This window comes from Levilactobacillus enshiensis, from assembly GCF_007115095.1.
GTDB classification, from domain to species: Bacteria; Bacillota; Bacilli; order Lactobacillales; family Lactobacillaceae; genus Levilactobacillus; species Levilactobacillus enshiensis.
The window spans coordinates 123,633-138,294 of sequence record NZ_SULH01000006.1 but is presented as its reverse complement, the minus strand read 5'-3'; the positions used below and the strand labels follow the sequence as shown (position 1 = coordinate 138,294).

Below are 14,662 nucleotides of genomic sequence, written 5' to 3'. Positions count from 1 at the left end.
ATGTCTTATGCCAGTGAAGTCAAAAAGGAATTAACCACGCTCGATGTTCATCGGGAAAATGCGAAGGCCGAGCTGGTCGCGCTGATTCGGATGAACGGCGCGTTAGGTTTGGCAAATCACCGCTTCGTGTTGAACGTTCAAACCGAAAACCCCGCCATTGCGCGGCGGATGTACCAATTGCTCAAACAATTTTACGATTTGGAAAGTGAATTGTTAGTGCGGCGTAAAATGAAATTAAAGAAAAATAACCTGTACATCGTGCGGGTCAAGACCGGGGCAACTGAGGTCTTATCTGATCTGGGGATCTTTGATGGGATGCAGCTCTTGGAGTCCGTCCCGGATGAGATCTTGAATGATGATATGCGTGTTCGTTCCTACTTACGGGGGGCGTTCTTAGCAGGTGGATCAGTCAACAACCCTGAAACCAGTCGTTACCATCTGGAAATTTACTCATTGTATGAAGAACATAACCGGATGATTGCGGACATGATGAACCGTTACGACTTGAATGCGCGAACCATCGAGCGGCGAAGTGGCTACATTACCTACTTGAAGGGTGCTGAAAAGATCGCCGATTTTCTGTCACTGATTGGTGCGACAACTGCCATGTTGCGGTTCGAAGATGTGCGAATCATGCGTGATATGCGGAACTCCGTTAACCGGTTGGTCAATTGCGAAAATGCCAACTTGGATAAGGTCGCCAATGCCTCAACCCGGCAGATCGACAACATTCAGTTTATCGATTCGACTGTGGGCTTGGGCCAATTGCCGACGAAACTGCGTGAGGTCGCAGAAACACGATTGGCACACCAAGAAGTTAGTCTAAAGGAACTGGGTGACTTGGTTCCGGGCGGGCCGATTTCGAAATCAGGAATCAATCACCGATTGCGGAAAATCAACGATTACGCTAAACAGTTACGTGAAGAAGCAACGGCGTAAAAAAGCGGACGACCAGGGGCGGTTTTTTTAGACCGATTGCTCTTGGTGGCGCACTATTACTAGTTAAATTTAGTAAGCTAGGGGCTATGACAATCGTCGTAGTCCTTTTTATGTAGAACCTAAAGATTGAGAGGTTCAAGGCGGCAGCCATACTTGTTCTAACAACAATAGCGAAATTAAGTCTAGAAGACTGGTGTTCTTCCAGTCTGAAGATTTCCAACAGCAGGTGGAATCCCAGGCAAGTCGTCCAGCACCCCAACTTCTGAGTAGACAGAAGATTTGACGATACGAGGCGTTATCTGTTAAGGTGGTTGGTAAATTAACTCTCAACGATGGGGTGTACCGAACTAAACGGATAACGCCCGTCAATCGTAAACTCATTTCTAAGCTAGGAGGCTGGTTTTACATGCAAATTCGGCAAGCACAACCGCAAGATGGTGCGCAGATTGCCCCGCTGATTGCGATGATCTATCGTGACATGGAGATGCCCGTATTAAAAGAGGTCACGGAATCGGCATTGATCTCAATGTTAACGACGTTGTATTCCATGCCAGAGAACCTGAGTGGTCTGGCCCAGACGTTGGTCGCTACCGAAAAGGACCGTGTCTTGGGTGTGGCCTTTGGTCATCCAGCCGAAAATGAAGTGGCTGTGAATCAGATTTTGAAAAAGGTGTCGGCAAACCAGAGTGGTTTTACGGCACCATTAGAACTCGGTGGAGAAAGCCGGGCAGGTGAGTGGTACTTGAGCATGTTGGCAGTGGCACCACAAGCGCAAGGTCAAGGAATCGGCAGTCATCTGTTGAATGCTTTACCACAGTTTGTTGAAAAGCTGGGCAAGCATAAAATCAGTTTAAATGTCGACGACGGTAATCCTGGGGCAGCTAAGCTCTATCACCGGCAAGGATTTAAACCAGACGGTCGATTGATGATTGGTATCCACCCGTACCAGCACATGGGCCTAGAACTGTAAAAAAATTTGTAAGAAAAAAGCATCGACCAAATGGCCGATGCTTTTTTAGGAAGCTGATTACTTCTTTTGTTCACTGCTATTCGTCATGATGTGGTCGATTAAACCATAATCAACGGCTTCTTGTGCACTCAAGTAATTATCCCGTTCAGTGTCTTGGTTCAGACGCTCAACAGGTTGACCGGAATTGTCAGCCAAGATTTGGTTGATCAATTGACGGGTCTTCAAAATTTCACGAGCGGCAATTTCAATTTCCGTTTGTTGACCTTGAGCACCACCAGAAGGTTGGTGAATCATCACTTGGGCGTGAGGCAAAGCAAAACGCTTCCCCTTAGTCCCGGATGAAGCCAAGACACTGGCCATGGAAGCTGCCATCCCTAACGTAATGGTTTGGACGTCAGATTGGATGAAGTTCATGGTATCGTAGATGGCCAGGCCGGAAGAAACGACCCCACCTGGTGAGTTGATGTAAAGCGAAATGTCCTTAGTGGAGTCTTGGGCGTCCAAGAAGAGCAATTGCGCAATGATGGCATTTGCCATGTCATCTTCGATTGGGCCAGATAACATGATGATCCGGTCTTTTAATAGTCGTGAATAGATATCATAAGCCCGTTCGCCGCGGGATGATTGTTCAATAACTGTTGGTACTAAATTCATGACAAGATAGCCTCCTTATTAACAATTGTATGGCTAGCGATTCGCTAACATGATGCTAGTGTACCGCTAAGGTCAAAACAGGTCAAACAATTAGACTCTGTTAATTCCCACAACCATTTGACTAGAACTATCATACCAGAGTTTAGCTAAACGTCACGTATTCTGTCACATCTTTTGTCCGGTTGGGATAGATTGGTCAGCTACCACGATTAGAACTTGGCTGTGCAGGTGGGCTCTTGATTCTCCGCTAAACTGACCACTTATGGCGCTAACATGACCGGTTACGGTGATCTTATTTTATTTCACCGCATGATATGGTTTACTAAGATTAATGAAAGGGGGGAGCGTGCTTGAAGATTCGTGTGGAAGTTGACAATCAATTGCAAGAACCGGAAGTGACGATTCGAACGCCGGCAGCTGTGGATGTGGACCAGCTGGTAAAAGCCATTGCAGATGCCGAGGCAACGGCCACTCGGATGACGTTCAGCCAACGAGGGCAAAACTATCAGGTTAACTTGCAGGACATTTTATTCTTCGAAGCGGCGGATCATCAGGTGATGGTGCATACGGCAACTGATATTTTTTTGACCCGCCAGCGGTTGTATGAACTTGAAGCAATCTTACCGGTCAACTTTCGCCGGGTCTCCAAGTCGGCCATCCTAAACTGTGATCAAATTTTTTCGTTGACGAAGTCCGTCACAGGTAATCTCGTTAAATTTCAAAATTCGCATAAGCAGCTCTACGTCTCACGGCGCTTTTATAAGGGCCTGAAGGAAACGTTGGAGCGAAAGGGGTAAATCTAAATGCATAGAAATTGGTTTTGGGGGATCTTCTTCGTCTTAAGCGCGGGCATCCTCATCACAAGTCGGCTTGGTATTTTGAGCTATCATATTGGATTTTGGACGTTACTAATTGCCATGTTCTTGGTGGCAGCCTTTGTGGGAAGTCTAGTTCAGGTCAGTGTTAGCGGAATGGTATTTTCACTGGCATTCTTGGCGATTATCTTTGCCAAACCACTGGGAATCGTGGCACTGGTACCATGGACGATTCTTGGTGCCGCACTGTTATTGTCAATCGGACTGTCGATCATTATTAAGCCGCGCTGGCAGTGGCGGCGCAACATGACGTTTGTTAATGGTTATCATCAGCACCATGGGTGGCACAAAGACTTTCACCATGGTTTCGACAACATTAAGAACGTTGACGAATCTGAAGTCATTGTTGACGTTAATATGAGTGGTAGCATTCGTTATCTGCAGTCAAATGATTTTAAGCAAGCAGTTATTAAGGTGTCCATGGGAAACGCAAAGGTTTACTTTGACAACGTCATTTTAAATGAAGCGGGCGCAACCATTGTCGTTGACGGATCCTTCAGCGGCATCGAGTTGTACTTACCGCGGACCTGGAACGTTAAGCCAGATGTGAACACGAGCTTTGGGACTGTCGAAGAAAAGGGCACTCAAGAAAACAATGAAAATGGACCGCTAGTGACGATTCAGGGCGATATTTCCTTTGGCGGGTTGAGCGTGATTTACGTTTAAGGTAGTTAGACGCTCATTCGACTGGAAATGGCGGGTGTCTAAAAAATGAGAGTGGGACAAGAGGCGGTTAGTCAATGAGCATGAACGATGTTTCGATAGACGAATAATCCCGGGCTGGGATTGTTTGTCTATCGGGGTTAAGCGGAGTTGACTGCCTTTGATTCCACGTTTCAGCCATAGACGTTCGGAGCGCAAAAAGAGTCCAGGATAAAACTCCCGGACTCTTTTTTATAAAAAAACCACACTCGAACAAACGAGTGTGGTCAACCGATTAATTGTGATGCGCCCGGAGGGAATCGAACCCCCATTTCAAGAACCGGAATCTTACGTGCGATCCATTACACTACGGGCGCATAAAACGTTAATAAACAACACCAATTATGATAACTGATTTTGGATAAAAATACAAGGGACTTTCTATTTTTCAGGAGGGAAAGCATGCTATAATAACGGCATTAACTTTAAGTGGAGGTTCGGTAAATGACGCGACACAAGACTTTTCGCCTGGTTGTGGATTCATTACTGATGGCGATTGTTCTCTTACAAAATATCTTACCATTTCTGGGGTACATTCCATTAGGCCCCTTTAGTATGACCTTAATTGGTCTAACGGTTATTGTTGCCGGAACCGCTTTGGGACCGAAGGATGGCATGCTGATTGGTGGTTTTTGGGGCTTGATCACCTTCGTCCGGGCGTTCACCTGGCCATCTAGTCCGGTGGCTCCGTTGATTTTTACCAACCCTTTAATCTCCATTTTGCCACGATTTCTAATGGGATTGGCCGCTGGTGGTCTTTACCTGTGGGGGCGTAAGCGGCAGTGGTCGATGCACCGGTCGATGGCGATTGCGGCGGGATGTGCGGCTCTGGTCAACACGGTCTTAGTCCTCGGTCTAGTTTTTCTCTTTTATCAAAATCCAACTGTGGCGGCCGCTTTTGGCGCAAAAGGGAATCAAACATTGGGTTATGTCCTGATGATTTCGTTGGTTACCAATGGTATTCCTGAATTCATCTTGGATATGGTAGTGGCCCCCTTGATTGCGCAGCCCTTGCGTCGGCGATGGGACCAATTAAATCAGCATTAACGTTAGACGAGTCTGACTTTCCACGATGGTTTAGGAAAATCAGGGCTCGTTTTTTGTTATGATAGTGACACCAAATAGCGGCCGGGACGTTGCCCCAGTGGAAATGCTGGCGTGTCCAATATCGGGTTTAGGCCATAATTAATTGGCAACAAAAAAGCCACGTCCATTACTGAACGTGGCTAATCGACTACTTCTAATGCGCCCGGAGGGAATCGAACCCCCATTTCAAGAACCGGAATCTTACGTGCGATCCATTACACTACGGGCGCATAAAGCGTTGTACTTCAAGAGCACTTAACTACTATACCCGAAGCTGAATATAAATTCAAGTAGTGCTTACAGCTTTTTTGAAAACAATTTATGTAAGGGTTTTCATTATTTAACGGTATGAATGACTTGCTAAAGTGGGAGGAGGGGCTTATACTTACACAGTAAAGGTTAGCTCTGGTTGGCCTTCAATTTTTTGACCAGGGTGGGCGTTAATTAGCCACCGCTGGTCGGTTATTGTCCCACTAGGAGGTAGTCGGATGCGTGAGGATTGGCAATGGGTGGAAGCAATCATGCCGCGTATGGTTGCAAAATTAACCAGCCGGTTTCGAATGCTACAAGGGATTGCGAGTCTACAACCTGTCGGCCGGCGCACCTTGGCAACTAGCCTAGACTGTTCCGAACGAACCGTGCGCACCACAACAGATGCCTTAGCTGATTTGGGATTCATCCAAATGTCGGTTAAGGGGATGCAGGTGACCACGGCTGGACAGCGCGTTCTGCAGGGATTAATTCCCATTATGGATGAGCTGGCCGGCCGACAGCAACGAGAACTGGAGCTGGCGCAACGTTTGAATATTGCGCATTGCACCATCGTTCCCGGTGATAGTACGGCAGCCAATGGTAATCTGTCTGGTTTAGCGCAAGCTGCTAGTCAGGTGTTGGCAGATCAGCTACCGGCCGGAAAAAGCATCGTGGCGGTTATGGGTGGTCACACCTTGGCTAACGTGGCCGAATCACTGACGCCAACGTTGGCAATGAATCGTGATTTGCTTTTCGTTCCCGCCCGTGGGGGTGTTGGTGAGTCCCCAGCGATTCAAGCGAATGCGGTCAGTGCCCGCATGGCTCAACGGACCAACAGCGATTTTCGGTCGCTATATGTGCCCGAACAGTTAACGACCGCAACTTATAAACCACTTTTTGCGGAACCGGCCATTCATGAGGTTTTGCAATTGATTGCACAGAGCAATGTGGTCATTCACGGGATTGGCCAGGCACTCGTCATGGCCAAGCGGCGGCAGATGACGCCACACGTGATTGCTGATCTGACGGCGGCACATGCCGTAGGTGAAGCTTTTGGCTATTTCTTTGATGCTGACGGCCACGTGGTTAGTAAATTTCCCCGCATTGGTTTAGACATTGCGGATTTAGCCGCTAAACAATTGGTCATTGCCGTTGCCGGTGGTGCCGAAAAGGGTGCTGCAATTGCGGCATACATGCGTTTAGCGCCAGCACAGACTTGGTTAATAACTGATGAAGGTGCTGCTGACTTTGTTTTAAAAAAGTGATACACTTAACCTGTACTGCTTTTTAAAAAAATTATCTTTGTTTGCTTCCTGAAGGAGGAAATCACAGTATGACTGTAAAGATTGGTATTAATGGTTTCGGACGTATCGGCCGTTTGGCTTTCAAGCGGATTCACGAACTCCACTCAAGTGACATCGAAGTAGTTGCCATCAACGATTTGACGACACCTTCAATGTTGGCTTACTTGTTGAAGTATGACTCAACTCATGGCCGTTTCCCTGGCGAAGTTTCCGCTACGGACACTGGCATCGTGGTTGACGGTAAGGAATACCCTGTTTATGCTGAACCAAAGGCACAAAACATTCCTTGGGTTAAGAATGACGGTGTTGACTTCGTCCTCGAATGTACCGGTTTCTACACTTCCGAAGAAAAGGCTCACGCCCACATCGAAGCTGGCGTTAAGCGGGTATTAGTATCTGCTCCAGCCGGTGCTGTTACGACTGTTGTACCTGGTGTTAACTTGGACGTCTTGAGCAAGGACGATATCATCGTTTCTGCTGGTTCTTGCACGACCAACTGTTTAGCACCAATGGCTTACTTCTTGAATGAAGAATTCGGGATCAAGGCTGGTACGATGACGACTATTCATGCCTTCACTGCTACCCAACAAATCTTGGATGGCCCTCGTGGCAAGAAGATGCGTAACAACCGTACTGCAAGCATTAACACTATTCCTCACTCAACTGGTGCTGCTAAGGCTATCGGCTTAGTTATCCCAGAATTGAAGGGTAAGTTACAAGGCCATGCACAACGTGTTGGTGTTGTTGACGGCTCATTGACTGAATTAGTTACTGTCTTGGACAAGACGGTTACTGCTGACCAAGTTAACGAAGCTATCAAGAAGCACACGGTTAACAACGACGCCTTTGGTTACAACGCTGATGAAATCGTTTCTACTGATATCATCGATGATGACCATGGTTCTGTCTTTGACCCAACCCAAACGGAAGTTACTACCGCTGGTGACACCCAATTAGTTAAGACTGTTGCTTGGTACGACAACGAATGGGGCTTCACTTGCAACATGGTTCGGACTTTATTGCACTTCGCAACTCTCTAATCCGACCGTTGTAAATTAGCTTAAAATAGACTCACAGACGCGGCGGGGGGTGGAATTTCCTCGCTGCGTTTTTTGTAAGTCGCTAAAAAATTGCATAAGTCCTTTGAATTTCGAAGGTAAGTGCTGTATATTGTGAAAGTAATCTTTTAAAAGATATTACTCAAGGAGGGTTTTCTAAATTGGCTAAATTAACAGTTTCTGATTTAGACTTAAAGGGCAAAAAAGTCCTGATGCGGGTCGACTTTAACGTCCCGATCAAAGACGGCGTCATTGGTAACGATAACCGGATCGTTGCCGCATTACCAACAATTAAGTACGTTATCGAACATGGTGGCAAGGCCATCCTCTTATCCCACTTAGGTCGGATCAAGAAGGAAGAAGACAAGCCAGCATTGTCCATGCGCCCAGTTGCAGAACGTCTGTCCAACCTGTTAAACAAGCCAGTTACCTTTGTTCCAACCACTGAAGGTAAGCAGCTTGAAGATGCCATTGATGGCTTGAACGACGGTGACGTCTTAGTTATGGAAAACACCCGTTACGAAGATGTTAAAGACGGCAAAAATGTTAAACGTGAATCCGGCAACGACCCTGAATTGGGCAAGTACTGGGCTTCATTGGGTGACGTCTTTGTTAACGATGCCTTTGGGACGGCTCACCGTTCACACGCTTCCAACGTGGGTATCGCTTCGAACATGGCACAAACCGCTGCTGGTTTCTTAATGGAAAAGGAAATCACCTTTATTGGTGGTGCTGTGGACAATCCTGAACACCCATTCGTTGCTATCTTGGGTGGTGCCAAGGTTTCTGACAAGATCGGTGTTATCGATAACCTGTTAGCCAAAGCTGACAAGATTCTTATCGGTGGTGGGATGACTTACACGTTCTACGCTGCTAAGGGTATGAAGATTGGGAACTCATTGGTTGAAACTGACAAGATCGACTTAGCCAAGGAAATCTTGGACAAGGCCGGTGACAAGTTAGTTCTCCCAACTGACTCCGTTGTTGCTGAAAAGTTCGACAACGATGCTGCCCACAAGACCGTTGATGGTGACATTCCTGATGGTTACATGGCACTTGATATCGGACCTAAGTCCGTTGCTGAATTCGAAGATGTTTTGAAGGATGCTAAGACGGTTGTCTGGAACGGCCCAATGGGTGTCTTCGAAATGAGTAATTATGCAGAAGGTACTTTGGAAATCGGGAAGTTCTTGGGAACTTTGACGAATGCTAAGACGATTGTTGGTGGTGGTGACTCAACTGCCGCTGTTCAACAACTTGGTGTTGCTGACAAGCTTTCTCACATCTCCACTGGTGGTGGTGCTTCCCTTGAATACCTCGAAGGTAAGACCTTACCAGGAATTGCTGCAATTTCTGAAAAATAAATAAATATAAAGAGCTGTGGTGGTAACCATCACGGCTCTTTGCTATGATGATTGCTCGCTAGTGAAGGGTCTTCGCTGGCTAATCTGCCTTGAATTGGGTAAGATGATGAGCGTAGTCAATTTATTTTTAGGAAAGGGTGGATAAGGTTGCGGATACCACTCATTGCAGGAAACTGGAAAATGAATAAGTCGGTGGCTGAGGCGAAGCAATTTATCACTGCTGTGCAGGGAAAATTGCCCGCCGCAGACCAAGTTGAGACAGCCGTTGCGGCACCAGCACTATTTTTACAGACAATGTTAGAGGCTAACACCGATAACGTCTTGCGGGTCGCTGCAGAAGCTTGCTACTACGAAGATGAAGGTGCCTACACCGGGGAAACTAGCCCTAAGGCATTGCACGAGATGGGAATCCCGTACACCATCGTTGGCCATTCCGAACGTCGCCGGTACTTTAACGAGACGGACGACGTTATCAACCGAAAGGTCCAAGCTGTCTTTCGCAATGGCATGACGCCAATCGTCTGCTGTGACGAAACTATGGGGCGACGTGAATCTGGTGAGAAAATCCACTGGGTGGTCAACCAAGTTTCAGCGGCGTTAAAGGGTGTTAGTGCCGAAGACGCAGCGAAGATCGTCATCGCTTACGAGCCAAGTTGGGCAATCGGCAGTGGCACGACCGCATCTACCGACCAAGCTGAAGAGGGTTGCTACCTCATTCGTCAAACATTAGCTGATATTTATTCTGATGATTTGGCAAATGGCGTTCGCGTTTTATATGGTGGGAGCGTCAAACCAGACAATATTGCGGGAATTATGGGCCGCGATAATGTCGATGGCGTCCTCGCAGGTGGTTCTAGTTTGGATGAAAGCTCTTTCATTAAGCTGGCAAACTACCAAAATTTGTAAAACGGTCAAAATGTGATTGAAAGTTCAAAGTTAAACTTATAGAATGAAACATGGGATTGTTATCTTGTTCCCGTGAAGCCAAACTTTCTTAAGGAGAGAATACAAAAAATGTCTATTATTTCTGATATTTACGCACGCGAAGTCTTAGATTCACGTGGTAACCCAACTGTTGAAGTTGAACTCTACACTGAAGCCGGCGCTATGGGCCGCGGAATCGTTCCTTCCGGTGCATCTACTGGTGAACACGAAGCCGTTGAACTTCGTGATGGCGACAAGAGTCGTTTCATGGGTAAGGGTGTTACGAAGGCCGTTGATAATGTTAACAACATCATCGCCAAGGAAATCGTGGGCTACGATGTTACTGACCAACGTGCCATCGACCAAGCTATGATTGATCTTGACGGTACGCCAAACAAGGGTAAGTTAGGTGCTAACGCTATCCTTGGTGTCTCCTTAGCCGCTGCACGGGCTGCTGCTGACGAATTAGGCCAACCTTTGTACAACTACTTGGGCGGTTTCAATGGTCACGTATTGCCTACGCCAATGATGAACGTTATCAACGGTGGGAAGCATGCCAACAACAAGGTTGACTTCCAAGAATTCATGATCATGCCTGTTGGTGCCAAGACTGTTAAGGAAGCTATCCGGATGGGTTCCGAAACGTTCCACAACTTGAAGAACTTGTTGAACGAAAAGGGCTACTCTACTGCCGTTGGTGACGAAGGTGGATTTGCTCCTGACTTGAAGAACAACGAAGAACCATTCGAAATCTTAGTTGAAGCTATCAAGAACGCCGGTTACGTACCTGGTAAGGACGTTGCGATTGCCTTTGACTGTGCTTCATCAGAATTCTACAATGCTGACACCAAGAAGTACGAACTTAAGGGTGATGGCAAGGAATACACTGCTGAAGAATTTGTTAGCTTGCTTGAAAGCATCGTTGACAAGTACCCAGTTGTTTCCATCGAAGATCCTCTGGATGAAAACGAATGGGAAGACTGGCAAATGGCTACTGAACGCCTTGGCAAGAAGGTCCAAATCGTTGGTGACGACTTATTCGTTACGAACACGGACTACTTGGCAAAGGGTATCAAGATGGGCGTTGCCAACTCTATCTTAATCAAGCTGAACCAAATCGGTACTTTGACTGAAACTGTTGAAGCCGTTGAAATGGCTAAGCAAGCTGGTTACACGGCCGTTATCTCTCACCGTTCTGGTGAAACTGAAGACACGACTATCGCTGACTTAGTTGTTGCTTTAAACGCTGGTCAAATCAAGACTGGTTCTATGAGCCGTGGCGAACGGATCGCTAAGTACAACCAATTAATGCGGATCGAAGACCAATTAGGTAAGACTTCCGAATACAAGGGAATTCACTCCTTCTACAACTTGAGCGAAGACGCACGTCTGGCCATCGTCAACAAGTAAAGTTAAAGTGAACAAAAATGTGAGGTAAGTCCAGAAATGGGCTTGCCTCATTTTTTTTGAAAAAATTGTAAAACAGAAAAATTTTCAACCTATTTCTACGGAGTTAACTATAACGAAGGGGGAATAGCGTAATGAAAATATGGCAACGTGCAATTGGCTTGATGAGTTTAGTAGCGATAGGGGTGACTCTTGGAGGTGGCGACAACTTAACTCTGGCAGCAGCAACCAGTTATCCGTGGGAGATTACGTATAAGCTGGCAACAACAAATGATGACGGGAGTAAAACGACTACTGTTTTCGATAAGTTGACGCAGATCGTGACGCCGGGGAAGATAGTTCCTGGCCATCCTACATTGATGGTGCCGGGGTTCCGTATGGCAGCAAAATATGCATTGGAACAGAATCAGGCGCTTCCAATTAATGCAGTCTATTTTGCAGAGTCCAAAGCGGCAGTTGCTGTGAACTATTTGGACGAAGCTGGCAAACGGGTTGGGCGTTATAAGACCCATGCTGCGTTGATGATGGGCGGACTTGTACAGTTGGTCGCACCAGAAGGATATCGACTGACAACGGCTGAGACGACACGACGGGCGTTTAAGCCAGTTGATACTTGGCAAGTACAGGTCCAACCAGTGACGGTAACGGTACCACCAATGAATCAGCTGGTGCCGAAGCCAGAACCGAAGCCCAAACCGAAGCCCAAACCGGAGCCCAAACCGGAGCCCAAACCGGAGCCAGAACCACAACCAGAACCACAACCCAAACCGAAGCCAGAACTACAACCAGAACCACAACCCAAACCGGAGCCAGAACCACAACCACAACCAGAACCAGAACCACAACCACAACCACAACCCAAACCGGAACCGGCACCACAACCAGAGCCAAAACCAGAGCCAAAACCAGAGCCAAAACCAGAGCCAAAACCAGAGCCAAAACCAGAGCCAAAACCCAAACCAGAACCAGAGCCCAAACCAGAGCCCAAACCAGAGCCAACACCAACACCAACACCAACACCAACACCAACACCAACACCAACACCAACACCAACACCAACACCAACACCAACACCAACACCAGATACTAGCACGAACCTACAGGGTGCACATCATTCGGCAAATCTGCCAAGTAAAACTTCAGTTTTGAATGCTAATGATCGTCATACTGCATCGGCGCAAGGATCGACGTTGTCAGCACCTAAGCCAGTATCTGAACCATTAGCGAAGCCCAGTAGTCAAGCGGCCGCAGAAGATCTGGGAGATTCAGTCTCCGATAGCGATAAACCACAAAGAAAGCAGAAACACAACGAAAAGCAAAAACGACTTGCAGGCGCAACAAAAACAACAACTAGCTCTAACACTGCTAGGGCTGATAAAACGTTACCACAGACTAACGACTCTCGGTCCGCGACACAAGTGATGGGACTAGGCTTACTGCTTAGTTTGGTTGCTGGATGGCTCTATCGACGATTTGTCCGTTAAACGTTCCGTCAACTGTGATAGGATAGACTGGTAAATAGACATTTATTTACTGGTGGGGGGACTTACGGATGAAACAGAAACAACCAACACAACACGACCTGACCCGACTAAACGCCATTGCCTTTGGAAGTTTAGTCGGGTTATTAGCTGGAGCAGTCGTGAGTGTGTTTCGCTTGGCCATTGAGCACTTCCTGATCTTAGTGCAAGGATGTTACGGGTGGCTTGGTCAGCATTCACTGTGGCTCATTCCTTGGGCACTCTTCATGTTAGTTCTAGCTATCATTGTCGGTCGCTGGACAAAGCAGACACCAATGATCAAAGGGTCTGGGATTCCACAGATTGAGGGGCAACTGGCTGGTGAACTGGATTATGCATGGTGGCCTGCTCTTTGGAAAAAGTTTGTTAGTGGCATTTTGGGTATTGGTTCAGGCCTCTTTCTGGGGCGTGAGGGGCCTTCCATTCAACTTGGTGGGACCGTTGCGCAAGGGGTCGCGGAACGACTAAATTTCACAGGATCTCGGCGGCGCTTAATGATTGCTGGTGGGGCGGCAGCAGGGCTTTCAGCCGCGTTTAATGCCCCCATTGCCTCGACGCTATTCATTTTAGAAGAGGTCTATCATAATTTTTCAACACTCGTATGGTTGACGGCACTAACGAGTGCGGTAGTCGCTAATTTTGTGTCGAATGAGATTTTTGGGCTCACCCCAGTCCTACATATCAATTTTCAGCAGGCCTTGCCATTGAAATATTATGGACTTCTCCTTATCTTAGGGATTGGTTTGGGGCTACTGGGTTTTGGTTATCAGTGGGCAACGTTACATAGTGGGGATTGGTATGCTAAACTAAAGGTGCTTCCGCAGTGGCTGAACGGCGTCGTCCCATTTTTACTAGTGATTCCAATTGGGTTATTGTGGCCTGAGACGCTGGGTGGTGGGAACCAAATGATTGTTGGGTTCGCGCAGCACACCCCGCTATTGCTACCACTGATTGGTTACTTTATTCTCCGCTTCATTTTTTCAACGATTAGTTACGGTTCGGGATTGCCTGGAGGTATCTTTTTGCCGATTCTGACGTTGGGGGCCTTGTTAGGGGCAATCGGGGCACGGAGTTTTGTTGAACTTGGCTGGTTGCCGAGAATATTCGTTGCTAATTTCATGATTTACGCGATGGCCGGCTACTTTGCCGGAATTTCGAAGGCGCCATTTACGGCAATTCTGCTGATTACGGAAATGGTCGGAACCTTGCAACATTTGATGCCGTTAGCGGTCGTGTCGATTGTGGCTTACATTACGGTTGATATTTTAGGCGGCGCGCCAATTTATGAAGCAATGTTGGAACGAATGGTTAAACCGGCTGTTTCCAGCTCGCAAGGACCCACGGATCGACTAGAATACCCGGTTGAAGAAAGTTCTGAAATTGCTGGCGAGCAGGTGCGTGATTTATCTTGGCCAGTCGGTTCACTACTGGTTAGCGTGCGGCGAGGTGAGCGTGAGGTGATTCCCCATGGTGACACCATTCTCAGAACGGGAGATACGTTAATTATTTTCACGTATCGCCAAAATCGTGCGTATGTGCGTCAACAGCTGGATGGGATTCGGCGTAACGATTCACATCAGAATATCCCGAATTAAGCAAGCTCGGGA

The 14,662-nt window shown here is 47.2% G+C and carries 13 protein-coding genes and 2 tRNA genes; 12 read left to right on the top strand and 3 right to left on the bottom strand.

Annotated features, from left to right (window positions below; genetic code table 11):
• Complete coding sequence (gene whiA / locus FAY32_RS07895) at nt 1–939, top strand: DNA-binding protein WhiA (RefSeq protein ID WP_143462900.1); 939 nt, start codon at nt 1–3, stop codon at nt 937–939.
• A gap of 406 nt (nt 940–1,345) precedes the next feature.
• Complete coding sequence (locus tag FAY32_RS07890) at nt 1,346–1,909, top strand: GNAT family N-acetyltransferase (RefSeq protein ID WP_143462899.1); 564 nt, start codon at nt 1,346–1,348, stop codon at nt 1,907–1,909.
• 57 nt (nt 1,910–1,966) lie between these two features.
• Here FAY32_RS07890 and clpP read toward each other — a convergent pair whose 3' ends face one another.
• Entirely contained in the window at nt 1,967–2,563 is a 597-nt protein-coding gene (gene clpP, locus FAY32_RS07885; protein ID WP_048732353.1) for an ATP-dependent Clp endopeptidase proteolytic subunit ClpP, read from the bottom strand.
• 350 nt (nt 2,564–2,913) lie between these two features.
• Here clpP and FAY32_RS07880 point away from each other — a divergent pair, with 350 nt between their 5' ends.
• A complete protein-coding gene (locus FAY32_RS07880; protein ID WP_143462898.1) occupies nt 2,914–3,360 on the top strand; it encodes a LytTR family DNA-binding domain-containing protein in 447 nt (148 codons plus the stop codon).
• A gap of 6 nt (nt 3,361–3,366) precedes the next feature.
• Complete coding sequence (locus FAY32_RS07875; protein WP_143462897.1) at nt 3,367–4,104, top strand: LiaF transmembrane domain-containing protein; 738 nt, start codon at nt 3,367–3,369, stop codon at nt 4,102–4,104.
• A 281-nt stretch (nt 4,105–4,385) separates the two neighbouring features.
• Here the strand turns inward: FAY32_RS07875 and FAY32_RS07870 are convergent.
• Nucleotides 4,386–4,457: transfer RNA gene (locus tag FAY32_RS07870), tRNA-Arg, on the bottom strand.
• A 127-nt stretch (nt 4,458–4,584) separates the two neighbouring features.
• Between FAY32_RS07870 and FAY32_RS07865 the strand changes: the two genes are divergently transcribed.
• Nucleotides 4,585–5,187 (top strand): ECF transporter S component, encoded by a 603-nt coding sequence (locus FAY32_RS07865; RefSeq protein WP_143462896.1) that lies wholly within the window; start codon nt 4,585–4,587, stop codon nt 5,185–5,187.
• A 197-nt stretch (nt 5,188–5,384) separates the two neighbouring features.
• Here the strand turns inward: FAY32_RS07865 and FAY32_RS07860 are convergent.
• Nucleotides 5,385–5,456: transfer RNA gene (locus FAY32_RS07860), tRNA-Arg, on the bottom strand.
• A gap of 258 nt (nt 5,457–5,714) precedes the next feature.
• Between FAY32_RS07860 and FAY32_RS07855 the strand changes: the two genes are divergently transcribed.
• The 7 genes from FAY32_RS07855 to FAY32_RS07825 all read left to right on the top strand — a co-directional run bounded on the left by FAY32_RS07855 (nt 5,715) and on the right by FAY32_RS07825 (nt 14,650).
• On the top strand, nt 5,715–6,743 hold the full coding sequence (locus tag FAY32_RS07855) for a sugar-binding transcriptional regulator (protein ID WP_143462895.1): 1,029 nt from the start codon (nt 5,715–5,717) through the stop codon (nt 6,741–6,743).
• Between the two features lie 68 nt (nt 6,744–6,811).
• Complete coding sequence (gene gap, locus FAY32_RS07850; protein WP_143462894.1) at nt 6,812–7,822, top strand: type I glyceraldehyde-3-phosphate dehydrogenase; 1,011 nt, start codon at nt 6,812–6,814, stop codon at nt 7,820–7,822.
• 179 nt (nt 7,823–8,001) lie between these two features.
• On the top strand, nt 8,002–9,204 hold the full coding sequence (locus FAY32_RS07845; protein WP_143462893.1) for a phosphoglycerate kinase: 1,203 nt from the start codon (nt 8,002–8,004) through the stop codon (nt 9,202–9,204).
• Nucleotides 9,205–9,351: 147 nt separating this feature from the next.
• Nucleotides 9,352–10,110, top strand: coding sequence for a triose-phosphate isomerase (tpiA, locus tag FAY32_RS07840; RefSeq protein ID WP_143462892.1), 759 nt, complete (start codon nt 9,352–9,354; stop codon nt 10,108–10,110).
• Between the two features lie 108 nt (nt 10,111–10,218).
• Nucleotides 10,219–11,538, top strand: coding sequence for a phosphopyruvate hydratase (eno, locus tag FAY32_RS07835; RefSeq protein ID WP_143462891.1), 1,320 nt, complete (start codon nt 10,219–10,221; stop codon nt 11,536–11,538).
• 131 nt (nt 11,539–11,669) lie between these two features.
• Nucleotides 11,670–13,019 carry an LPXTG cell wall anchor domain-containing protein gene (locus tag FAY32_RS14895; protein WP_143462890.1) on the top strand — a complete coding sequence of 450 codons (1,350 nt, stop codon included), beginning with the start codon at nt 11,670–11,672 and terminating at the stop codon, nt 13,017–13,019.
• A gap of 68 nt (nt 13,020–13,087) precedes the next feature.
• Nucleotides 13,088–14,650: a ClC family H(+)/Cl(-) exchange transporter gene (locus tag FAY32_RS07825; RefSeq protein WP_143462889.1), complete on the top strand. Its 1,563-nt coding sequence runs from the start codon at nt 13,088–13,090 to the stop codon at nt 14,648–14,650.
• Nucleotides 14,651–14,662 lie beyond the last annotated feature (12 nt).